The organism is Streptomyces sp. NPDC050743 (assembly GCF_044456925.1).
Lineage (GTDB): Bacteria > Actinomycetota > Actinomycetes > Streptomycetales > Streptomycetaceae > Streptomyces.
In genome coordinates, this window is the sequence record NZ_JBITGJ010000092.1 from 1 (window position 1) to 23009 (window position 23009).

Sequence of the window (23009 nt, forward strand, 5' to 3'; positions counted from 1 at the left end):
ATGATCCACAGGGGCCGTGTTCGCCTGCTTCCGGGGCTCCCCACCGACGTCAACCGACCCAAGGTCGGACGAGCCGGGCAAACGCCGGGGCCCTGCTGCGCGCCCTGCGACCTGACGACGGTCACCTTCTGCAGCCGCCCGTCGGGGACTTCGACCAGCAGCGGCCGGCCGGGGCGGACGGCCTTGCTGTCGTCGTCGGGGGTGATGTGGATGACGTCCTCGGGTGCCGGGGGTTTGCCGGGCGCTCCGTCCAGTCCCAGCGTTCCTGAGCCCCCGAAGGAGCACTCTGCCAGCAGTGCCGCCCATGTCAGTACGGCGGCCGGCGCGACCCCCGTGCGCCGCGCGCGTCCTTGTACGTGCCTCACGCGGGGCTCAACGACCGGGCCCGCTCCGGGGAAACGTGAGTGCGACGCACGCACTGGGCAGAACAGAGGGAAGGACGACACGCTGGGGAGCCGCCGCGCCCGCGCCAACGGGGGCGCCCTCTTGGATCGGATCGGCTGAAAGGGACGTCAAGCGCGATCCAGGGGGCGCCCCCGGCCGTCGGGGCGCAGCCGTACCGGGCGGCCGAGGGTGCTGCGGGGCAGCCTCGGCCCTTCGGTGCGGCCGGCCGCGCCGCCCCGGGGCGAGCCACTGAAAGAGGGGCCGACAGGTGACGAGCGCAGCCGAGCAGCGGGCACCGGCCGGGGAGCCGGCCGCCGGGACCGGGCAGCAGGCCGTGGTGAACGGCGCCCGGCGCGCCGCGGTGCCGACCCCGGTGGTGTGGCCGGGCGCCCCGACACCGCTGGGGGCCCGGTTCCGGGTCGGCCCGGACGGGGTCGCGGGCACCAACTTCGCGCTGTGGGCGGCCGGGGCGGAGGCGGTCCGGGTCTGCCTGTTCGACGAGCGGGGCCGGGAGACCCAGGTCCGGCTGACCGAACTGACGCACGAGATCTGGCACGGCTTCGTGCCGGGCGTGATGCCGGGGCAGCGGTACGGCTACCGGGTGGACGGCCGCTGGGACCCGTGGACCGGCGCCCGCTGGAACCCGGCCAAGCTGCTGCTGGATCCGTACGCGCGCGCGGTGGACGGCCCCGAGGGGAACGACTACAGCCGGCTGCCGCCGGAGGTGTACGGGCACGTCCGGGACTGGCCCGAGCAGCAGGTGGCGGACACCGTGCGCGACGACCGGGACTCGGCGCCGTACGTCCCGAAGGGCGTCGTCGTGCACGATGACGACGACTGGTCCGACGACCGGCGCCCCAAGACGCCCTGGGCGGACTCCGTCATCTACGAGCTGCACGTACGCGGCTTCACCAAGCTCCACCCGGGCATCCCTCGACAGCTGCGCGGCACCTACGCGGGCCTCGCGCACCCGGCGGCGATCGAGCACCTGGTGAAGCTGGGCGTCACGGCCGTCGAGCTGCTCCCCGTGCACCAGTTTGCCCACGAGGACCACCTGCTGCGCCGGGGCCTGCGCAACTACTGGGGCTACAACTCCATCGGCTACTTCGCCCCGCACGCCGCCTACGCGGCCTCCGGCACGACGGGTCAGCAGGTCGGCGAGTTCAAGCGGATGGTGCGCGCGCTGCACGCGGCCGGCATCGAGGTCGTCCTCGACGTGGTCTACAACCACACGGCGGAGGCGGGCGACCTGGGCCCGACCCTGTCCCTGAAGGGCATCGACAACCGCGGCTACTACCGCCTCCAGGACGACGCCCGCCGCTACGCCGACTACACCGGCTGCGGCAACACCCTGCACGTCGTGCAGCCCCAGGTGCTGCGCCTGATCACCGACTCGCTGCGCTACTGGGTGACCGAGATGGGCGTGGACGGCTTCCGCTTCGACCTCGCGGCGGCGCTGGCCCGCTCGATGCACGACGTCGACATGCTGTCCCCGTTTCTGGCGGTGATCGCCCAGGACCCGGTGCTCAGGCGAGTGAAGCTGATCGCCGAGCCGTGGGACATCGGCTCGGGCGGCTACCAGGTGGGTGCCTTCCCGCCGCTGTGGACGGAGTGGAACGACCGCTACCGGGGCGCCGTCCGCGACTTCTGGCGGCACGCCCTGCCGGACGTCCGGGAGATGGGCTACCGCCTGTCCGGCTCCAGCGACCTGTACGCCTGGGGCGGCCGGCGCCCGTACGCCTCGGTCAACTTCGTCACCGCGCACGACGGGTTCACCCTGCGCGACCTGGTGTCGTACGAGCGCAAGCACAACGAGGCCAACGGCGAGGACAACCGCGACGGCAGCGACGACAACCGCTCCTGGAACTGCGGGGTCGAGGGCGAGACGGCGGACGAGCGGGTGCGGGCCCTGCGCCGCCGTCAGCTGCGCAACCTGCTGACGACGCTCCTGCTGTCCACCGGCGTGCCCATGCTGGTGGCCGGCGACGAACTCGGCCGCACCCAGGGCGGCAACAACAACGCCTACTGCCAGGACAACGAGATCAGCTGGCTGGACTGGTCGCTGCTGGAGGACCCGGCCTGGCGGCCCCTGTTCGACCTGACCTCCCGGCTGATCGCCCTGCGCCACCGGCATCCGGTGCTGCGCCGCCGCGCCTTCTTCTCCGGCCGCACCCACTCGGCGGACGGGCTGCGGGACCTGGCCTGGTTCACCGCGCGGGGCACCGAGATGACCGAGGACGACTGGTACGCCCCCGCGGCCACGCTCGGCATGTACCTCTCCGGCCGGGACATCCCGGGCCGCGACGAGCGCGGCGCACCGGTCACGGACGACAGCTTCCTCGCGGTGCTGCACGCGGGCGAGGGTCCGGCGGTCTTCGCGCTGCCGGGCCGGCCCTGGGCGGACCGGTACGAGGTGGTCGTGGACACCTCCCGGGAGGACCAGGCCGAGCCTCCGGGCACGGTCCACGCGGCGGGCGCGGAGATCACCGTGCCGGGCCGATCCGTACTGCTCCTGCGGGTCGCCCCTGGGTGACGGCTGTGCGTGACGCGGATCACGCTCGGCCGGTGCAGCGTTCCCGGGCCTCCAGAGTCTTTCTCCTGGTGGAGAAGCTGCCGGCGAGAACGGGGACCGTGAGGATGGAGCAGGCTCGGGCCGGTGAGTACGACGCGTTCGTGGCGGCCCGCTGGTCGGTGTTGTTCCATCTGGCCCGTCTGCTCACCGGAGGGGATCGGCACCGGGCCGACGACTTGTTGCAGGAGTCCTTGGTCAAGCTGTGGTTCGTCTGGCCGAAGGTCGCCGACGAGGCGCCGGAGGCCTATGTGCGCAAGGTGCTGGCGCGGGCCGCGGCCCGTTCGGCCCGCCGGCGCTGGTGGGGCGAGCGGCCCGTGGAGGAGCTGCCCGAGGTGGCGGCGGCCGGCGATGTGTCGGTGACCGTGGTCGAGCGCTCCCGGCTGGAGGCGGCGCTCGCCCAGCTGAGTCCGCAGCAGCGGGCCGCGGTCGTGCTGCGCTACTACCAGGACCTGCCCGACCGGCAGGTCGCGGAGATTCTGGGCTGCCCGGTGGGCACCGCCCGGTCCCATGCCGCGCGCGGGGTGGCCCGGCTGCGCCGGCTGCTGGCCGACGTCATCGAGTCGGTGGGGTGAGGGGGACCCGTGAAGCACTTGGACGACACCGAGCACATGGATCACTTCGAGCGACAGCTGACGCGGCTGATGCACGGAACGCAGGAACCGGCGTGCTACGAACCCCGGCACCGGCAGGCGCTGTACGCGGGCGTGCGGGCCCGGCGCCGGGTGCGCGCGGCGCGCCGGGCGGCCGGTGCCGTGCTGGCGGTGGCCGGGCTCGGCCTCGGCCTGTTGCTGTGGCCGCACGGCCACACCGACGACCGGCCCACCGCCCCGCGCCCCCGGCCGGCGATCAGCCCGACCCCACTGCCGACCACCGCGCCCAGCACGTCACCCAGTTCCTCGGAGCCGCCGAGCGGACCCCCGTCCACGCCCACGTCCACGCCCACGGCGACGGACTCCCCGACGCCGGACTCGACCTCCTCGACCTCCGACGCGCCTGTCACCACCGGGAGTTCGGCCACCACCGGCGGGCCTTTGCCGTCCGCCACGGCCACCGCGACCTCCGGGGGCGCCGCCACCACCACGCCGGCCTCGGCTCCGGCGAGCGACCCGGCCGACCCGTCGTACACCCCCTCGTCGATGGTCAGCCCGACCGACTGACCCGCGTCTCCCATCCCACCCGCGTGCCTTCGGCATGCCTGGCAAACGAGCACAAACGGGAAACAACATGATCAAACTCCAACGGAGCCGGCCTTCGTCCCCGGCACCGGCGCCCCAGTGCGCACCCCTGCCGTCGCAGGTGGGCGAGCCCGTCCTGGACCTGGTGGTACCGGTGTTCAACGAGGAGAGGGACCTGGAGCCGAACGTCCGGCGGCTGCACTCGCATCTGCGGGACACCTTCCCCTACCCGTTCCGGATCACCGTCGCCGACAACGCGAGCACCGACGGCACCCCGGACATCGCCGCCCGGCTCGCCGGCGACCTGTCCGAGGTGGTCTCGCTGCGGCTGCCCGAGAAGGGCCGCGGCCGCGCGCTCCGGGCGGCCTGGTCGGGTTCCCGGGCGCCCGTGCTGGCGTACCTCGACGTGGACCTGTCCACGGGACTCGCCGCGCTGCTGCCGCTGGTCGCGCCGCTGATATCCGGCCATTCCGACCTGGCCATCGGCACCCGGCTCGCGCCCGGCGCACGGGTGGTGCGCGGCGCCAAGCGCGAGATCATCTCCCGCTGTTACAACGTCCTGTTGCGCTGCACGCTCGCCGTCGGCTTCTCCGACGCGCAGTGCGGCTTCAAGGCGGTGCGCCGCGAGGTCGCCGAGCGGCTGCTGCCGCAGGTGCGGGACGGGGAGTGGTTCTTCGACACCGAACTGCTGGTGCTGGCCGAGCGGGCGGGCCTCAGGATCCACGAGGTCCCGGTGGACTGGGTCGACGATCCCGACAGCAGTGTCGACATCGTCGCCACCGCGCTGGCCGACCTGCGCGGGATCGCCCGGATGCTGCGCACCCCGGCCCGCCGCCGTCGCCGTAGCGGACCGGTCGCGTCATGACCGTGACCGTGCCCCGGATACAGCCCTCCCCCGCACAGCCCGCGCCCGGCTCCCGGCTGGGCGCCGCCGCCCGCCGGCACGGCCCCGTGCTCGCGCTGTTCGGCGCGCTGAAGCTGACGGGCTTCCTCTCCTTCCTGTACCTGCTGTCCTCGGCCGGGGACTACCGCACCAAGGACCCCCGGTTCGGCGGCGGGGCGCACGCCTGGGACGTGCTGTCCACCTGGGACGGCTGGTGGTACCAGCAGATCGCCCTGCACGGCTACGACCCGAGGCTCGTCCACGTCCCGGGCGCCACCGGACTGATCACGCTGGAGGGCAACTCGGCGGCGTTCTTCCCGCTGTACCCGGCGCTGATGCGGATGGTCATGGCCGTCACCGGCCTCGGCCCGTACGGCGCCGGCCTGCTGGTGTCGGTCCTCGCCTCCTTCGCCGCCGCACTCGGCGTGTACGCGGTCGCCGAACGGTTCGGCGGGCGGCGGGCCGGACTCGCCGCGGCCGGGCTGTGGGCGGTGTGGCCGGGCTCGGGCGTGGAGTGGGCGGTCTATTCGGACTCCCTCTATGTGGCCCTGGCCGCCTGGACCTGTCACGCCGTCATGACCCGCCGCTGGCTGACCGCCGGTCTCCTCGCCTTCGCGGCCGGCCTCAACCGGCCCACGGCCGCCGCGCTGATCGCCGGGGTCGGCGTCGCCGCGCTGCTCTCCCTGCGCCGCCAGACGGACGACAGCCTGCGCCCGCTGCTCGCGGCGGCCCTGGCCCCGCTCGGGCTGATCGGCTATCTGGTCTGGGTCGGCGACCGCATGGGCGATCTGGGCGGCTACTTCAAGCTGCAGTCGGGTGCCTGGGCGCACGAGTTCGACTACGGCAGACAGACCCTGGAGGTGGTGACGTCCGTACCGGTGGGCCACTTCGGCGGCTATCTGTTCGCCTACCCCTTCGCGGACGTCATCGGCGTCGGCGTCGTCCTGCTCGCATTCGCCCTGCTCCCCCTGCTGCTGCGCCTGCGCCCGCCGGCGGTGCTGGTCGTGCACACCGTGCTCACCCTCGCCCTGGTCCTCGGCAGCCAGCAGATCTTCGCGAACGTCTCCCGGTATCTGCTGCCCTGCTTCCCGCTGTTCCTGCCGCTCGCGGTCGCGATGCGCCGGCTGAGCCTGCCCGTGCAGTGCACCCTGCTCGGCATCGCCGCGCTCGCCTCCGGGTCGTACGCGGGGTACGCCCTGTTCGAGCTGGGGGTGCCGTGATCCCGCAGGGGCCGGTGCCCCGGGGAGGAGGTCACCGGTCCCTGCGGGAAGCGGGGGGCTCAGCTCAGGCCGAGGCTGGACAGGGCGGTCGTCCAGTCGGTCATGATGGCGTTCTGCGCGTCGGCGAGGCTGACGTCACCGGCGCAGACGGCCTTCTTCAGCTTGTTCTCGACGGTGTCCTTGTCGGCGGAGGTCCCGTCGCCGTAGTGCGGCTCCGGCCAGAGGTTCTCCTCGCTCCTCGGAGCGCCGCCGAGTTCGAGCGGGACGAAGTGGTCCTCCTCGTAGTCGGAGAGGTGGGTGTCGGAGTAGCCGTACTCGGCGATCTGCTGCTTCTTCAGCGCGGTGGTGTAGGAGCTGGGCGGCCGTACGGTCGCGGTCCAGCCGGAGACGCAGATGGTCGAGTCGATGGTGTCCTGGGTGACGTCGGGGTTGAGGTCGCCGGGTGTGCAGACCGGGTCGGGCAGGGGGAGGTAGTCCTGGCTGCAGCCGGCGGCGTGGGCGGAGCCGGTGGTGACGGTGAGGCCCGCGGCGGCGAGGGCGAGACTGGAGAGGGTGGTCACCAGGGGGCGCGGTATTCGGGACATGTGGGGGTCTCCCGGTGCGGCCCGGCAGAGGTCCGGGCGGTCGTGAGCATGACAGCACCGGGATCATCTATGCGAGTAGACCCCTTTGCCCGACCGAGAGCCCCTTTGATTGAACGTTTATCCACGCGAGGACAGCGCGAGGCGACGCCTTGACGCGGGCTTGACGACGCGCCCGGCAGAGCGGGCCGGGCGGGCGCCGGCGTCGGCCTGATCGCTCGTCAACCACCCACCACAGCGTCTCGGATCAGCTAAGCGATCCCATGCGAACCGTAGGGTCTGGCACGGGTTCTGCCCACCTGGGCGGGGAGGCGTGGGCGTGGAGATGGAATCCTGCGCCCAGTGCTGCTCCGCGTGGCCGGTGTCGGCGTTTGGTGGGTGTGCTGATCGTGGTCACGCCCTGGTGCCGGTGGGCTGCGCGGGGCAGCCGGGTTCGGTCCGTTGGTGCGTGTCCCTCCGGACGCTGGCCAGCATGACCCGAGGGTCGTGCTGGGGAGGGAACCTCACGTCGCCTGGGCGTGAGGCGGTTGGTTCGTGGCCGGGTGGGGCCGGTCTTGGACCGGCCCCTCCGGCTGGTTCTCGGAGCGGCCGTGACGACGGCCTTGGCTTCGAATTTGTCGAGGACCGAGCGAATGACCATGGTGCCGCTGGCGCGGTCGGTGACGGTCTTGGTCTGGTGGGTGAGGCCGCGTGCGGCGATCCGTCGCCAGGCGCCCTGGTCGCGGTCGCCGTGCCAACCGCAGTCGGGGTTGGGGCAGATGGCCCACTTCCACCCGGACACGGTGGGCCGGTCGGGGGCCTTGCGGTGGCGCAGCGGCGTCAAGCAGCAGGGGCAGTGCTTGGAGGTGTTGCGCGGCGGCACGGTCACGACCGCGATGCCGACTTCGGCGGCGAGGTGCCGCATGCGGTCGGCGATCTGCCCGCGTACCGTCTGAGACAGGCGGGTGTTGTGGGTGCGGCCCTGGCCGCCGGCTTCCATCGACCGCAGATCTTCCATATAGATGACCGTGGCCCCGGCAGCAATTGCCTGGTCGACAGTCCAGCGGGCAGCGCTGAAGGCCAACGCGTCGTTGAGGTTCGAGCGGCGTTCCGAAACGCGCCGGATCTCCTCCACCAGGGTGGCGTTCTTGCTGTCCAGGGCGGTGTCGGCGAGCCGGGTGTAGTGGTCGGTCTTGGCGTGCAGCCGCTCGGACTGCCGCCGAAGCCGGTACTGCTTGGCCAGCACGCCACAGGCCCGGAACTGAGCGCCCGCCCCGAGCACGGTGATACGGCCGCCCTCGTGGAGCCGGGCGGCACCTGCGGACAGGAGTGTGTTCAGGCCCCAGTCCACGCCGAGTGCGACCGTGTGGCCGCTGTGCTGGGCCTTGGGCACGGGGTGGGTGTAGGCGAGATCAGCGCGCGCCTTCCCGTCCGTGATGCGCACAGTGGGCAGGTGGATCACCGCGTTCGCCGGAACCGTGGGCGGCACAGTGATGGGGCAGGACACCCAGGTCCAGTCCCGGTATGCCTGCGGGTCGGGCCGGGTCGGCAGCTGCAAGCGCAGCAGCGCCCGTTGCCCGTCGTCGGCGCGTTCGATGGTGGCCTGCTGACCGTCGCAGGCGGCCAGCAGCAGCATCCTGGCGACGCGGGGCGCGGGTTCCAGCTCGAACAGATCGGCAGGACGACGCCCATTGTTGCGTTCGAAGGAGGTGATCTGGCGGGTGCGGGAACGGATGATGGTGGACGGCAGATACTCGCCGCCCGGTATCGCGGCACGCACCGCCTCCCAATTCCCGCACGTGCGCTTCTTGGGGTTCTCCGGCCACGTGGCCAGCACACCGGCCACCAGATCGGCGCGCCACTTGACCGATCTGAGCGCACGCCCGGCCTGTTCCTGGGCCATGCGCACGATCCGGTCGTTCACCTTCACCCTGTCCGGGGCGCAGGTGGTCCAGCCCAGCCGGCGCAGCGCCATCCACGCGTTCGACGGCAGCTTCCTGCCCCCGGCGTCCTCACCGGCGGCCAGCGTGTTCACGTCGGTGGTGTTCCAGTGCCCGGCCAGCAGCGCACCGGTCATGCCGGCCACCAGATCAATACACCAGCCCACACGCTCCACCACAGCGGCGGCGGCGAGGACTTCGCCGGTCTCCTCGTCCACGCCCGACCGGATCAGAGCGCGAGCGCACGCGGTGCGGGAGGTCTCACCGTCGGCGAGCGCCGGCTTCCGGCTCACCCGGCACGGCCCTCGCCGCTGCACGGCCCGGACAGCAACTCCAGCCGCGGACCGGCGACTGAGGAGTTGCTGCCACGCTCCATGTTCTCCACGTCCACCAAGGAGGACCGGCGCTCACGACCGACCCACGTGAACAGGATCGTGCCGTCCAACGCCCACCGGCGAAGCAGCATCAGGTGCATCCCCAGACGCCTCGCAGCCCTGGACACACGCAGCAATTCCACGCACATAACTATACATTGCACAACACTAGGGACAGCTAATGAAGTTGATGAGCCTGCATGAACACCAGCTGAACCCCGCACCTACGCCAGGCTGTCCCGCCACGCCTTGTGCAGATCCGCGAACCGGCCCGTACCGCCGATCAGTTCCTCCGGGCGGCCGTCCTCGACGATCCTGCCGTGCTCCATCACCAGCACCCGGTCGGCGATCTCCACGGTCGACAGCCGGTGCGCGATCACCACCGCCGTACGGCCCCGCAGCACCGTCGACATGGCCCGCTGCACGGCCCGCTCGCCCGGGACGTCCAGCGAACTGGTCGCCTCGTCCAGGATCAGCACCGCCGGGTCGGCCAGCAGCGCGCGGGCGAAGGAGACGAGTTGGCGCTGACCGGCCGAGATGCGCCCGCCGCGCTTGCGGACGTCGGTGTCGTAGCCGTCGGGCAGGGCGCTGATGAACTCGTGCGCGCCGATCGCCTTCGCCGCCCGCTCGATCTCCTCCCGGGTGGCGTCGGGCCGGCCGATGGCGATGTTGTCGGCGACCGTGCCGGAGAACAGGAAGGCCTCCTGGGTCACCATGACCACCCCGCGCCGCAGTTCCGGCACGGGCAGCTCGCGCAGGTCCACGCCGTCCAGCAGCACGCGCCCGTCGGAGGGGTCGTAGAAGCGGGCGAGGAGCTTGGCGAGCGTGGACTTGCCGGCGCCCGTGGAGCCGACCACGGCGACCGTCTGCCCGGCCGGCAGGGTCAGATCGAAGCGGGGCAGCACCTCGCCGCCGGTGCGGTAGCCGAACCGGACCCCCTCGAAGACGACCTCGCGGCCGGGGAAGCCGCCTTCGGCGGGTGGGAGTTCACGAGGTGCCGACGGCTCCGGCACGGACGGGGTCTGGGCCAGCAGCCCGGCGACCTTCTCCAGCGAGGCGGCGGCCGACTGGTAGGAGTTCAGGAACATGCCCAGCCGGTCGATCGGGTCGTACAGCCGGCGCAGATACAGCACCGCCGCCGCCAGCACCCCCAGCTCCAGGGAGCCGGACGCCACCCGGTAGGCGCCCCACAGCACGATCCCCGCGACCGCCGTGTTGGCGACCAGCCGGGAGCCGACCACATAGCGGGCCATCTCCAGCAGCGCGTCGCCGTTCGTCCGCTCGTGCCGCCTGTTGAGCACGGCGAACTCGGCGTCGTTGGCCGCCTCCCGGCGGAAGGCGCGCACCGGGCGGATGCCGTTCATCGTCTCCACGAACTTCACGATCACCGCCGCGATCGCCGTCGACCGCGCCCGGTACACCCGCCCCGCCCGCCGCTGGTAGACCCGGACGAGCAGGTACAGCGGCACGAAGGAGGCCACCGCGACCGCGCCCAGGGAGAGGTCCAGCCACAGCAGCATCGCCGAGATGTAGACGAAGGACAGCACGACGGTCACCAGCTCCTGGAGCCCGTCGTTGAGGAGTTCGCGCAGCGACTCCACGTCGGTGGTGGAGCGGGAGATCAGCCGCCCGGAGGTGTACCGCTCGTGGAAGTCGATGCTCAGCGCCTGCGCGTGCCGGAAGATCCGGCCGCGCAGATCGAGCAGCACGTCCTGGCTGACCCGGGCGGAGGCCTCGATGAACGCGAACTGCAGCAGGCCGGAGGCGAGGGCGCACAGCAGGTAGCCGACGGCGACCGCGGTCAGCGGGCCGTACCGGTGGTCGCGGAACGCCGGTACGGCGTTGTCGATGGCGTACGCCACCAGCAGCGGGCCCACCTGGACCGCCGCCTGCTGGAACAGCAGCAGGAGCGTGGTGACCACGGCCCGGGCCTTCAGGGGCGCGAGCAGGGAGCGCAGCAGGGCGGCCGTGGCGCCGGGCGGGGCGGGCAGTACGTCCCGGTCGAAGACGTCGCCCGGGTCGCTGCCGGTGCCCTGCCCCTGCGGGCCGGGGAGTTCGTCGTCCTCGGCGGTGGGCGTGGAGGCGGTGGTGGTGGTCAACGGGAGTCCTCCGTGTCCTCGAAGTCTCCGGACATCAGGTGCGCGTACTCGGCGTTGGAGCGCAGCAGTTCCTGGTGGGTGCCGACGGCGGCGATCCGGCCGCCCGAGAGCAGGGCGACCCGGTCGGCGAGCAGCACCGTCGACGGGCGGTGGGCCACGATCAGCGCGGTGGTGTCGGCGAGGACCTGCCGCAGCGCGGCCTCGACGGCGGCCTCCGTGTGGACGTCCAGGGCGGACAGCGGGTCGTCCAGCACCAGGAACTCCGGTCTGCCGACCACCGCGCGGGCCAGCGCGAGGCGCTGCCGCTGGCCGCCGGAGAGACTGAGGCCCTGTTCGCCGACGCGGGTGTCGGTGCCCTGGGGGAGGGCGTGCGTGAAGTCGGCCTGGGCCACGGCGAGGGCCCGGTCGAGGTCCGGCTTCGCGGCGCCGTCCGGGGCTCCCATCAGCACGTTCCCGCCGACGCTCGTGGAGAACAGCGTGGGTTCCTCGAAGGCGACGGCGACCTTGGCGCGCAGTTCCTCGCGGGGCATCGCGGCGATGTCGACGCCGTCGAGGGTGATACGGCCCGAGGTGACCTCGTGCAGGCGGGGGACGAGGGCGGTGAGCGTCGTCTTCCCACTGCCGGTGGCTCCGACCAGGGCCATGGACTCGCCGGGGCGGATGTGGAGGTCGATGCCGTGAAGGAGGGGCGGGGAGTTGGGGGGTGCGTCGGGGTAGCGGAACGAGACGTCCTCGAACCGGAGTCCGGGCGTGGCCGCGGGCCGTCGTGCCGCTCGGGCCGTGGGGGCGCCCCGGTCCTCCGGCACCTCGTCCATCACCTCGAAGTACCGCTCCGTAGCCGTCGCCGCCTCCTGGCTCATCGCCAGCAGGAACCCGATCGAGTCCACGGGCCACCGCAGCGCGAGTGCCGTACTCAGAAAGGCGACCAGCGTGCCCGCCGACAGCCCCCCGTCGGCCACCTGTACCGCACCCAGCACCAGCGCCGCCCCGATCGCCAGCTCCGGCAGTGTCACGATGACACCCCAGATCGCCGCCAGCAGCCGCGCCTTGCGCAGCTCGGTGCCGCGCAGGGTGACCGCCAGCTCGCGGAACGCCCGGGCCTGGCTGCGGTGCCGGCCGAAGCCCTTGATGATGCGGATGCCGAGCACGCTCTCCTCGACCACCGTCGTCAGGTCGCCGACCTGGTCCTGCGCGCGCCGCGCCACCAGGGCGTACCGCCGCTCGAAGACCGCGCAGGTCCACATCACGGGGACGGCCGGACCGAGGATGACCAGCCCGAGCACCCAGTCCTGCAACAGCATGATCACCACGCCGACCAGGATGGTGACCGCGTTGACCAGCAGGAACGTCAGCGGGAAGGCGAGGAACATGCGCACCAGCATCAGGTCGGTCGTGCCGCGCGACAGCAGCTGGCCGGAGGCCCAGCGGTCGTGGAAGGCGACGGGCAGCCGCTGCAGATGGCCGTAGAGGCCTGCCCGCATCTCCGCCTCGACGTGCGACAGCGGACGGGCCACGAGCCAGCGCCGTATGCCGAACAGGACCGCCTCGGCGATCCCGAGCAGGAGCAGATACAGCGCCCCGAGCCAGACTCCCGCCGGGTCCCGGTCGGCGACCGGCCCGTCCACGATCCACTTCAGGACGAGCGGGATCACCAGGCCGGTGCAGGAGGCGACGATCGCGACGAACGCGGCCGTGAACAGCCGTGCCCGCACGGGGCGGACGTACGGCCACAGCCGCAGCAGGGTTCGAACGGCGGAGCGGTCCTCGGTGGTTGCACGTGTCGTGGGCATCACTCGCGAGCGTACGGACCGGCACTGACATCGCCCACCGAGTTTCGGCCGGACCCGGGTCCGCCGTTGGTCCTACGACCTGCCTGTTCGAGCGTCCGGACACGGAGGTCGTAGGCCGGCATCAACCGATCGGACGATGCCGCTTCGAGCGAGGCGGCCGATGTGCCGGGCCCCTGGCGCCCGGGATTCTCGGAGCATGTCATCCGTCATCGAAGTCACCGATCTGCGCAAGTCGTACGGCGACCGGGCCGTCGTCGACGGTGTCTCCTTCGCCGTCGAGGAGGGCGAGGTCTTCGGGATCCTCGGCCCGAACGGCGCCGGCAAGACCACCACCGTGGAGTGCGTCGAGGGGCTGCGCGTGCCCGACGCCGGCCGGGTCCGGGTCGCCGGCCTCGACCCGGTCGCCGACCACGACGAGGTCGCCAGGATCCTCGGCGCCCAGCTCCAGCAGAGCGAGCTGCAGCCCAAGCTGACCGTGCGCGAGGCGCTGGAGCTGTACGCCTCCTTCTACCCGGACGCGGCCGACTGGCGGCCGCTCGCCGAGCGCCTAGGCCTCACCGCCAAGCTCGGCACCCGGTTCGCCAGGCTGTCCGGCGGGCAGCGGCAGCGGCTGTTCATCGCGCTGGCCCTCGTCGGCAACCCGCGGGTGGTCGTGCTGGACGAGCTGACCACCGGGCTCGACCCGCGCGCCCGCCGCGACACCTGGCAGCTGATCGAGGACGTCCGCGCGAGCGGTGTCACCGTGCTGCTCGTCACCCACTTCATGGAGGAGGCGCAGCGGCTGTGCGACCGGATCGCGGTGATCGACAAGGGGCGGGTGGCCGCCCTGGACACCCCGGCCGGGCTGATCCGCCGGTCGGCGGGCGCCACCGTCATCAGCTTCACCCCGTCGGCCCCGCTGGACGACGACGACCTCGCCGCCCTCCCCGCCGTCGCCTCGGTCGAGCGCAAGGACGGCCGGATCACGCTCTCCGGCACCGACGAGACCGTGAACGCGGTCATCACCCTGCTCGCCCGGCACCGCGTCACCGCCCATCAGCTGCGCGTCCTCGACGCCACCCTCGACGACGCGTTCCTGGACCTGACGAAGGAGGCCGCGGCATGAACACCGCCGTCCTGCGCACCGAGTTCCGTCTGTTCCGCCAGGAACCCGGCGCCGTGTTCTGGATCTTCCTGTTCCCGACGCTGCTCCTGGTCATCCTCGGCTCGATCCCGTCGTTCCGGGAGGCCGACAAGTCCCTGGGCGGGCTGCGGCCGGTCGACGCCTACGTCCCCATCGCCGTGCTGATCGCCCTGATCATGTCCGGGGTGCAGTCGCTGCCGCAGGCCCTGACCGGCCACCGGGAGCGGGGCATCCTGCGCCGGATGCGGCTCACCCCCGTACGGCCCTCCGCCCTGCTGTCCGCGCAGATGGTCGTGCAGGGCTCGGTGGCGCTGGCCTCGGCGCTGCTCGCGCTCGTCGTCGGCCGGCTCGCCTTCGACGTGACGCTGCCCGAGCAGCCGGCCGGATATCTGCTGGCCCTGCTGCTCGCGACCGCCTCGGCGCTCGCCCTCGGCTCGGTCGTCTCGGCGCTGTCCCGCACCACGAAGATCGCGAGCGCGATCGGCTCGGCGGTGTTCTTCCCGATGATGTTCTGCGCGGGCGTGTGGCTGCCGGTGCAGGAGATGCCGCACCCGCTGGCCCGGGTGGTCCAGCTCACCCCGTTCGGCGCGGCGGCCCGCGCCCTGGGCGAGGCGGCGGCCGGGCACTGGCCCGGCTGGGAGTACCTGGGCGTGCTCGCGGCCTGGACGGTGCTGCTGACGGCGGGGGCGGCCCGCTGGTTCCGCTGGGAGTGAGCGGGCCGTGCCGGAGACTGGTGGGATGACGACCGCCGCGCACCAGCAGCCCCGGGCCTCCTTCGACACCTGGGGGCCCTGGGCGTTGCTGGCCGTCGGTGTCGTCGCGGCGGCGATCTCGGCCCGCGCGGTCGGCATGGACCGGCCCGGGACGGTCGTCTCCGCCGTGCTCGTCCCCGGGGCCATCGTGCTGCAGCTGTGCTGGGGAAGGGTGAAGCGGCCGGGCCCGAGCCGGACCGGTGTCTGCCTCTACCTGCTGCGCTGGGCCATCGCCTTCGTGCTGACCTGGGCCAACCCGTTCTTCGCCTTCTACGCCGTCACCGGCTACTACACCGCGACCCGGGAACTGCCCCACCGCCTGGTGCTGCCCGGTCTCTTCCTGACCGCCGTCACCATGGCCGGCAGCGAGGTGGGCGGCTGGCCGCCGCACGGGCTCATCCTGTGGCTCGGCTTCTTCCTGGTCCTGGCCGTCAACATGGGCATGGTCAGCGTGTTCACCCGGTACGCCCAACAGGAGCAGGAACGCGCCCGCGTCCAGGCCGAGACCATCGACGAACTGGAGCGCACCAACACGGCGTTGCAGCAGGCCCTGGACGAGAACGCCGCCCTGCACGCCCAACTCCTGGTGCAGGCGCGGGAGGCGGGCGTCGCCGACGAGCGCCGCCGGCTCGCCGCCGAGATCCACGACACCATCGCCCAGGGCCTGACCGGGATCATCGCCCAGCTCCAGGTCGTCGCCAACGCCCCCGACCTCACCACGGCCCGCACCCATCTGGAGCGCGCCTCCGACCTCGCCCGGCACAGCCTAGGCGAGGCGCGCCGCTCGGTGCACAACCTGGCCCCGGTCGCCCTCGCCGCCGACGGACTGCCGGAGGCGCTGAAGAAGACGGTCGCCGAATGGGGCGAACGCACCGGGGTGCGCGCCGAGTTCACGGTCACCGGCACCACCGAGCAGCTGCACGACGAGGTCTCGGCGACCCTGCTGCGCATCGCCCAGGAGGCCCTGTCCAACGCGGCCCGGCACGCCGGTCCGACCCGGGTCGGGGTGACCCTGTCCTTCATGGGCGACGAGGTCACCCTCGACATCCGCGACGACGGCACCGGCTTCGACCCGGCCGCCGTACCGGAGCGCACGCACAGCGGCGGCTTCGGCCTCGACGGCATGCGGGCCCGCGCCGAGCGCATCGCCGGTTCCCTCACGGTGGAGTCGGAGCCGGGGCACGGCACGGCGGTGTCCGCTCGCGTACCCTTGGTCCGCGATGACCGCTGAGCCCGCCATCACCCTCCTGATCGTCGACGACCATCCGGTGGTCCGCGACGGCCTGCGCGGCATGTTCGAGTCGGCCCCGGGCTTCCGGGTGATCGGGGAGGCGGCGAACGGCACCGAAGCGGTGGCCCGGGCCGCGGCCCTGGACCCGGACGTGATCCTGATGGACCTGCGGATGCCGGGCGGCTCGGGCGTCGACGCGATCCGCGAGCTGACCCGCCGGGGCGCCCGCGCGAAGGTCCTGGTCCTCACCACCTACGACACCGACTCCGACACCCTGCCCGCGATCGAGGCGGGTGCGACCGGCTACCTCCTCAAGGACGCCCCGCGCGACGAGCTGTTCACCGCCGTCCGCGCCGCCGCCGAGGGGCGCACGGTCCTCTCCCCCGCCGTCGCCTCCCGCCTGGTCCACGCGGTCCGCGCGCCCCGCACCCCGGCGGGCGAGCCGCTCTCGGCCCGCGAGCGCGAGGTCCTGGCCCTGGTGGCCAAGGGCACGTCGAACCGCGAGATCGCCCGCGAACTCTTCATCAGCGAGGCCACGGTGAAGACCCACCTCACCCATGTGTACGCCAAGCTCGGCGTCAACGACCGGGCGGCGGCGGTGGCGGCGGGGTACGACCGGGGGATCCTCGGGTAGGACCACCCCCGGCTTAATTGGCTGGAGCAGCCGTCCCCGCCCCCGATAGGTTCGACGTTTCCCAGGGCAGGGCCGAGCCGATCGGGGGATGGATGATCGACGCGTACGAGGATCCGGGCACCCCGGACACGCGCGGCGGCTGGCGCTATCTGTGGTGGCTGGTGCTGCGCCAGCCCGGGCGGTCGCTGGCCGGGGCGCTGCTGGGCAGCGTGTGGATGGTGCTGCTGGCCGCGCAGCCGTACCTGATGGCCCGGTCCGTGGACGAGGGGCTGGTGCCGGGGCGGCTGGGGGTGCTGGCGGCGTGGACCGCGGTGATGTTCGTGGTCGGGTCGGTGAACGCCTGGCTGAGCATCATGCGGCACCGCACGATGACCCGGGTGCGGATGGACGCCTACTTCCGCACGGTGAAGGTGGTCGTGGGCCAGGTGGTGCGGCTCGGCGCCGCGCTGCCGCGCCGGGCCGGGGCCGGTGAGGTGGTGACGATCGGGGTCGGCGATGTGCACACCGTCGCGCAGTCGCTGACCGTGGTCGGACCGGGCGTCGGCTCGGCCGTGGTCTACGTCGTGGTGGCCGGGCTGCTGCTGGCGATCTCGGCGCCGCTCGCCGTCGTCGTGCTGCTCGGACTGCCGGTGATCGCGCTGGTCACCGGGCCGCTGACGCTGCGACTGCAGGGCGCGGAGACCGCCTACCGGGAACGGCAGGGCGTGCTGACCGCGCGCATCGGCGACCTCGCGGGCGGACTGCGCGTCCTCAACGGCCTGGGCGGGAAGGGGCTGTTCGCGGACGCCTTCCGGCAGGACTCGCGGCGGCTGCGCGCGCAGGGCTACCGGGTGGGCGCGGTGGCCAGCTGGGTGCAGGCGCTCGGCGTGGGCCTGCCCACCCTGTTCCTGGCCGTGGTGACCTGGCTCGCGGCGCGGCTGGCGGCCCAGGGCTCCCTCACCATCGGCGAGTTGGTGTCCGTGTACGGCTACGTCGCCGTACTGATCGGTCCCGTCGCCTTCTTCGTGCAGATGGCCTACGACCTCAACCGGGGCGTGGTGGCCGCGCGCCGGGTGGTACGGCTGCTGCGGCTGGAGCCGGAGCCCGACGAGGGCACGCTGCCGGCGCCCGAGGGACCGGCCGAGCTGCACGATCCGGCGTCGGGAGTGCGGGTGGTGCCGGGCCGGCTGACCGCGCTGGCCACCGCCCGGCCCGCCGAGGCCGCCGCCGTGGTGGACCGGCTCGGCCGCTTCGGACCGACCGACGCCACCTGGGGCGACGTACGGCTGGACGCCGTCCCGCTGGCGGACGTGCGGCGGCGGATCCTGGTCGCGGACAACGAGGCCGACCTGTTCGCCGGGCCGCTGCGGGAGGTCGTGGCCGCCGGGCACACCGCCGACGAGCAGGAGCTCGGCCAGGCGCTGTACGCGGCGGCCGCCGAGGACGTCGTACGCGGGCTGCCGGACGGCCCGGACTCGCCGGTGTCCGGCCAGGGCCGCAACCTGTCGGGCGGACAACGCCAACGCATGCGGCTGGTGAGGGCGTTATCGGCCGACCCCGAGGTGCTGCTCGCGATCGAGCCGACCTCGGCGCTGGACGCACACACCGAGGCGACGGTCGCCCGGCGGCTGCGGCAGGCGCGCGAGGGCCGCACGACGGTGGTGACGTCCACCTCGCCGCTGATGCTGGACCGCGCGGACACGGTCCTGTTCCTGGTCGACGGCAAGGTCGCGGCGAGCGGACCACACCGGCGGCTGCTCGCGGCGCAGGCGGGCTACCGGGCACTCGTGGCACGGGACACGGAGGGGGTCGTACGGTGACGGCGGGCGAGGGACTGCTGCCGGTCGCCGACCGGGCTCGGGTGCGGCGGGCCGTGCTGCGGCTGGTGCGGGCCGACGGGCGGGCGTTCACCGGTGCGCTGCTGCTCAACGCGCTGGCGGCAGGGGCGGGGCTGGTCGGGCCCTGGCTGGTCGGGCGGATCGTCGACGACGTGCGGGGCGGGCAGGGCGCCGGCGCGGTGGACCGGCTCGCGCCATGGATCCTGGTGTGCGCGCTGGCCCAGCTGCTGCTGGCCCGGTGGGCGCGGCTCGTGGGGTACCGGTTCGGGGAGCGGACGCTGGCCCGGGTGCGCGAGGAGTACGTCGAGCGGGTGCTGGCCCTGCCCGCGTCCGTGGTGGAGCGGGCCGGCACCGGCGATCTGACCGCGCGCGGCACGGCGGACGTGGCGACCATCGGCACCACGCTGCGGGACATCGGCCCTGAGCTGCTGGTCAACACCGTGCAGGCGCTGTTCGTGCTGGTCGCCGTGTTCGCGCTCGACCCGCTGCTCGGGGCGTTCGGGCTGCTCGGGCTGACCCCCATCTGGGTGGCGCTGCGCTGGTATCTGCGGCGGGCCCGGGACGGCTATCTCGCGGAGGGCGCGGCCACCTCCCAGGTCGCGGAGATCGTCGCCTCGACGGCGGCCGGGGCGCGGACGGTCGAGGCGTTCGGGCTTCGCGAGCGGCGGGTGGCGGCGAGCCGGGACGCGCTGGAGCAGTCCCGCCGTACCCGCTTCTACACGCTGTTCCTGCGGACCGTGTTCTTCCCGGCGGTCGAGGTGACGTACACCGTGCCCGTGGTGGGCGTGCTGCTGCTCGGCGGCTGGCTGCACCAGCGGGGCGCGGTCGGCGTCGGCGCGGTGGTGGCCGCGGCGCTGTATCTGCGGCAGTTCACCGAGCCGCTGGACCAGATCCTGATGCGCGTGGAGCAACTGCAGAGCAGCAGCGCCTCGTTCGCCCGCGTGGAGGGGCTGGCGCAGGCGCCGCGCCAGGACGGCACCGGGCCGGCGCAGGACGGGCAGGAGGACACGACCAGGCCGGCGCGAGCCCGGGCCAAGGTGGCCGGAACGCCCGCCCCGACTCCCCGCGCCGAGGCCGCCGCCGGCCCTCTCGTCCCGGCCGGCAACCGGATCGACGTCCGCGGGGTCCGGTACGCCTACGAGCACGGCGGCGAGGTGCTGCGCGGCGTGGACCTGACCGTACGGCCCGGGGAGCGGCTCGCCGTGGTGGGACCCTCCGGCGCCGGGAAGACGACGCTGAGCCGGTTGCTCGCGGGCATCGATCGCCCCGGCACGGGCACGGTGACGGTGGGCGGGGTGCCCGTCGCCGAACTGGAGCCGGAGCTGCTGCGCCGCGAGGTGGTCCTGGTGACGCAGGAGCACCATGTGTTCCTCGGCACGGTCCGCGACAACCTGCTGATCGCCGAACCGGAGGCCACGGACGCCGACCTGTGGGCGGCGCTCGCGGCGGTCGGTGCCGACGACTGGGTCCGTGATCTGCCGGACGGCCTCGACACCCGGCTCGGCGCGGGCGGCCGGTCCACCGACGGCTCGCAGACCCAGCAACTCGCCCTGGCACGCGTGGTGCTGGCGGATCCGCACACCCTGATCCTCGACGAGGCCACCGCCCTGCTGGATCCCACCACGGCCCGGCACACCGAACGCGCCCTCGCCGCCGTCCTGGAGGGCCGTACGGTCATCGCGATCGCCCACCGCCTGCACACCGCCCACGACGCCGACCGCGTGGCGGTCATGGAGAACGGCCGTCTGACCGAACTGGGCACCCACGAGGACCTGGTGACGGCCGACGGCGCCTACGCGGCCCTGTGGCGGACCTGGCAAGGGGACGCCGATCCGCGAACCACCGCCTGAGAGCCGTCCGCCGCGCACACCGCCGACGCCTCCGGGAACCTCCCCCCAGAACCGGACAACGGCGCCCGCGCCCACAGCGGGTGGCGGTCCCGCCGCCCCGACCGCCCCCTGCCCTGCCGGCCCGCACCCTCCGCCCTGGTGACCCGCGCTCTCCTGCCCCGGTAACCGATCCGCATATCGAACATGAACATCCGGTCAACGAACCATTTCCGGCCAAGTTTGTGACGCGGTCCTGACAGGAAAGCTGATCCCCTGTCACTCTTCCCAGGCCGACTCACAGCAACCCCACAGTCACACCCGCGTCGTGTGAGCCGGCCTGCACGTGGTTCCGCGCACCGCCCTGTTCTGCCCGGACGTCCCCAACCCACCGTCCGGTCTCCCCTGGCCGCGCGACCCGCGGCCACGCAGAAGGAGTCAGTGTTGAGAAGCAGTTCCTCTCGCAGACGCACCCCCCACACCTTGCGTCGTACCGCCGCCGTCGCCCTCGCCGGCGTCGCCGCCCTGATCGCCGCCGCCGTCCAGTCGGGCGCGGCGAGCGCCGCACCGGCCAAGCCCGGGCCCGGCAAGGTGAATCCGGCCCATGCGGCGGTCAGGCTCACTCCCTCGCAGCGCGCCGAGCTGATACGCCACGCCGACGCCACGAAGGCCGCCACCGCCCGCTCCCTCGGCCTCGGCGCCAAGGAGAAGCTGGTCGTCAAGGACGTCGTCAAGGACGCCGACGGCACCGTCCACACCCGCTACGAGCGCACCTACGCGGGCCTTCCGGTGCTCGGCGGCGACCTGGTCGTGGACAGCAACACGGCCGGCAAGACCATGGAGGTCGTCAGGGCCACGGGCACCGCCCTGAAGGTCGCCGGCCTCACCCCGGCCGTGTCGAAGGCCGCGGCGGAGAAGCAGGCCGTACAGCGGGCCAAGGCCCGGGGCGGGACGAAGTCCGCCGCGGACGGCGTCCGCAAGGTGATCTGGGCGGCGACCGGCAAGCCCGTCCTGGCCTACGAGACGGTCGTCTGGGGCCTGCAGGACGACGGCACCCCGAACCGGCTGCACGTCATCACCGACGCCGCCACCGGCAAGAAACTCTACGAGTACCAGGGCATCGAGACGGGCGTCGGCAACACCCGGTACAGCGGGCAGGTCACGCTGACCACGACCCAGTCGGGCTCGGCGTACACGCTGACCGACGGGGCGCGCGGCGGCCACAAGACGTACAACCTGAACCACGGCACCTCGGGCACCGGCGCCCTGTTCTCCCAGTCCAGCGACACCTGGGGCAACGGCACCACGTCCAACGCGGCCACCGCGGGCGCGGACGCCCACTACGGCGCGCAGGAGACCTGGGACTTCTACAAGAACACCTTCGGCCGCAGCGGCATCAAGAACGACGGCGTCGGCGCCTACTCCCGCGTCCACTACGGCAACTCGTACGTGAACGCCTTCTGGGACGACGGCTGCTTCTGCATGACCTACGGCGACGGCTCGAACAACGCCGACCCGCTGACCTCGATCGACGTCGCGGGCCACGAGATGAGCCACGGCGTCACCTCCAACACCGCGGGCCTGGAGTACAGCGGGGAGTCCGGCGGCCTGAACGAGGCCACCAGCGACATCATGGGCACCGGCGTGGAGTTCTACGCCGACAACAGCTCCGACGTCGGTGACTACCTCATCGGCGAGAAGATCGACATCAACGGCGACGGCACCCCGCTGCGCTACATGGACAAGCCGAGCAAGGACGGCGGCTCCGCGGACAGCTGGTACGACGGCGTCGGCGACCTCGACGTCCACTACTCCTCCGGCGTCGCGAACCACTTCTTCTACCTCCTGTCGGAGGGCAGCGGCGCCAAGGTGATCAACGGCGTCAGCTACGACTCGCCCACCGCGGACGGGCTTGCGGTCACCGGCATCGGCCGGGACAAGGCGCTGCAGATCTGGTACCGGGCGCTCACCACCAAGTTCACCTCCACCACCGACTACGCGGGCGCCCGCACCGGCACCCTCGCGGCGGCCGGTGAGCTCTACGGCACGTCCAGCACCGAGTACAAGGCGGTGCAGGACGCCTGGGCGGCCGTGGCGGTCGGTTCGCGCTCCGACGGCGGCGGTGGCGGAGGCGGCGGCACGACGTACGAGAGCAACACCCAGGTCGCCATCCCGGACAACGGGCCCGCCGTCACCTCCGGCATCACGGTCTCCGGCAGGAGCGGAAACGCGCCGAGCAACCTTCAGGTGAGCGTCGACATCACGCACACCTGGCGCGGCGACCTGGTGATCGACCTCGTCGGCCCGTCGGGCACCGCCTACCGCCTGAAGAACTTCAGTTCCTCGGACTCGGCGGACAACGTGAAGCAGACCTACACGGTCAACGCCTCCGCCGAACCGGCCAACGGAACCTGGACGCTGAAGGTGCAGGATCAGGCCACCTACGACACCGGAACGATCAACGGCTGGAAGCTGACGTTCCCGTAAATCGAAGGCCAAATGCCCGGGAAATGGGGGCCGTTCGAGGGTCCGCCACCCTCGGACGACACCCGTTAACACAGCTGCAACGTTTCCCGGACAGTCGACTTCCGGCCAACATCACTTCAGGGTCCTGACATGTACGCGCCCC

At 72.7% G+C, this 23009-nt stretch carries 16 protein-coding genes and 2 pseudogenes; 11 read left to right on the plus strand and 7 right to left on the minus strand.

What is annotated here, in order from left to right:
* Positions 1-365, minus strand: a pseudogene (locus tag ACIBJF_RS42975) (hypothetical protein); the annotation flags it as partial.
* 287 nt (positions 366-652) lie between these two features.
* Between ACIBJF_RS42975 and glgX the strand changes: the two are divergent.
* Together glgX and ACIBJF_RS42985 are read left to right on the plus strand one after the other, a co-directional pair.
* Positions 653-2917, plus strand: a complete 2265-nt coding sequence (gene glgX, locus ACIBJF_RS42980; RefSeq protein WP_399182503.1) for a glycogen debranching protein GlgX — start codon at positions 653-655, stop codon at positions 2915-2917.
* A gap of 104 nt (positions 2918-3021) precedes the next feature.
* A complete protein-coding gene (locus ACIBJF_RS42985) occupies positions 3022-3528 on the plus strand; it encodes a SigE family RNA polymerase sigma factor (protein WP_399182505.1) in 507 nt (168 codons plus the stop codon).
* 95 nt (positions 3529-3623) lie between these two features.
* On the opposite strand, the gene ACIBJF_RS42990 is transcribed toward ACIBJF_RS42985, so the two are convergent.
* A complete protein-coding gene (locus tag ACIBJF_RS42990) occupies positions 3624-4127 on the minus strand; it encodes a hypothetical protein (protein WP_399182506.1) in 504 nt (167 codons plus the stop codon).
* Between the two features lie 53 nt (positions 4128-4180).
* On the opposite strand from ACIBJF_RS42990, the pseudogene ACIBJF_RS42995 reads away from it, so the two are divergent.
* Together ACIBJF_RS42995 and ACIBJF_RS43000 are read left to right on the plus strand one after the other, a co-directional pair.
* Positions 4181-4963: pseudogene (locus tag ACIBJF_RS42995) on the plus strand (dolichyl-phosphate beta-glucosyltransferase); the annotation flags it as partial.
* 29 nt (positions 4964-4992) lie between these two features.
* A complete protein-coding gene (locus ACIBJF_RS43000) occupies positions 4993-6234 on the plus strand; it encodes a hypothetical protein (RefSeq protein WP_399182508.1) in 1242 nt (413 codons plus the stop codon).
* Positions 6235-6293: 59 nt separating this feature from the next.
* Here ACIBJF_RS43000 and ACIBJF_RS43005 read toward each other — a convergent pair whose 3' ends face one another.
* The 5 genes from ACIBJF_RS43005 to ACIBJF_RS43025 all read right to left on the minus strand — a co-directional run bounded on the left by ACIBJF_RS43005 (position 6294) and on the right by ACIBJF_RS43025 (position 12997).
* Positions 6294-6818 carry a hypothetical protein gene (locus ACIBJF_RS43005; RefSeq protein ID WP_399182510.1) on the minus strand — a complete coding sequence of 175 codons (525 nt, stop codon included), beginning with the start codon at positions 6816-6818 and terminating at the stop codon, positions 6294-6296.
* A gap of 244 nt (positions 6819-7062) precedes the next feature.
* Positions 7063-9027, minus strand: coding sequence for a zinc ribbon domain-containing protein (locus ACIBJF_RS43010; protein WP_399182512.1), 1965 nt, complete (start codon positions 9025-9027; stop codon positions 7063-7065).
* A complete protein-coding gene (locus tag ACIBJF_RS43015; RefSeq protein WP_399182514.1) occupies positions 9024-9200 on the minus strand; it encodes a hypothetical protein in 177 nt (58 codons plus the stop codon). The genes ACIBJF_RS43010 and ACIBJF_RS43015 overlap by 4 nt, the downstream gene beginning before the upstream one ends.
* Positions 9201-9332: 132 nt before the next feature.
* Complete coding sequence (locus ACIBJF_RS43020; protein WP_399182516.1) at positions 9333-11207, minus strand: ABC transporter ATP-binding protein; 1875 nt, start codon at positions 11205-11207, stop codon at positions 9333-9335.
* A complete protein-coding gene (locus tag ACIBJF_RS43025; protein WP_399182518.1) occupies positions 11204-12997 on the minus strand; it encodes an ABC transporter ATP-binding protein in 1794 nt (597 codons plus the stop codon). The genes ACIBJF_RS43020 and ACIBJF_RS43025 overlap by 4 nt, the downstream gene beginning before the upstream one ends.
* 196 nt (positions 12998-13193) lie before the next feature.
* Here ACIBJF_RS43025 and ACIBJF_RS43030 point away from each other — a divergent pair, with 196 nt between their 5' ends.
* The 7 genes from ACIBJF_RS43030 to ACIBJF_RS43060 all read left to right on the plus strand — a co-directional run bounded on the left by ACIBJF_RS43030 (position 13194) and on the right by ACIBJF_RS43060 (position 22867).
* Positions 13194-14102: an ATP-binding cassette domain-containing protein gene (locus ACIBJF_RS43030; protein ID WP_399182520.1), complete on the plus strand. Its 909-nt coding sequence runs from the start codon at positions 13194-13196 to the stop codon at positions 14100-14102.
* Positions 14099-14833 carry an ABC transporter permease gene (locus ACIBJF_RS43035; protein WP_399182522.1) on the plus strand — a complete coding sequence of 245 codons (735 nt, stop codon included), beginning with the start codon at positions 14099-14101 and terminating at the stop codon, positions 14831-14833. The genes ACIBJF_RS43030 and ACIBJF_RS43035 overlap by 4 nt, the downstream gene beginning before the upstream one ends.
* A 25-nt stretch (positions 14834-14858) precedes the next feature.
* Positions 14859-16103 (plus strand): sensor histidine kinase, encoded by a 1245-nt coding sequence (locus tag ACIBJF_RS43040; protein WP_399182524.1) that lies wholly within the window; start codon positions 14859-14861, stop codon positions 16101-16103.
* Entirely contained in the window at positions 16093-16737 is a 645-nt protein-coding gene (locus tag ACIBJF_RS43045) for a response regulator (RefSeq protein ID WP_399182526.1), read from the plus strand. Before ACIBJF_RS43040 ends, ACIBJF_RS43045 begins: the two co-directional genes overlap by 11 nt.
* A 92-nt stretch (positions 16738-16829) precedes the next feature.
* Positions 16830-18536, plus strand: coding sequence for an ABC transporter transmembrane domain-containing protein (locus ACIBJF_RS43050; protein WP_399182528.1), 1707 nt, complete (start codon positions 16830-16832; stop codon positions 18534-18536).
* Positions 18533-20404 (plus strand): ABC transporter ATP-binding protein, encoded by a 1872-nt coding sequence (locus tag ACIBJF_RS43055; RefSeq protein WP_399182529.1) that lies wholly within the window; start codon positions 18533-18535, stop codon positions 20402-20404. The genes ACIBJF_RS43050 and ACIBJF_RS43055 overlap by 4 nt, the downstream gene beginning before the upstream one ends.
* Before the next feature lie 420 nt (positions 20405-20824).
* Positions 20825-22867 (plus strand): M4 family metallopeptidase, encoded by a 2043-nt coding sequence (locus ACIBJF_RS43060; protein WP_399182531.1) that lies wholly within the window; start codon positions 20825-20827, stop codon positions 22865-22867.
* Positions 22868-23009 lie beyond the last annotated feature (142 nt).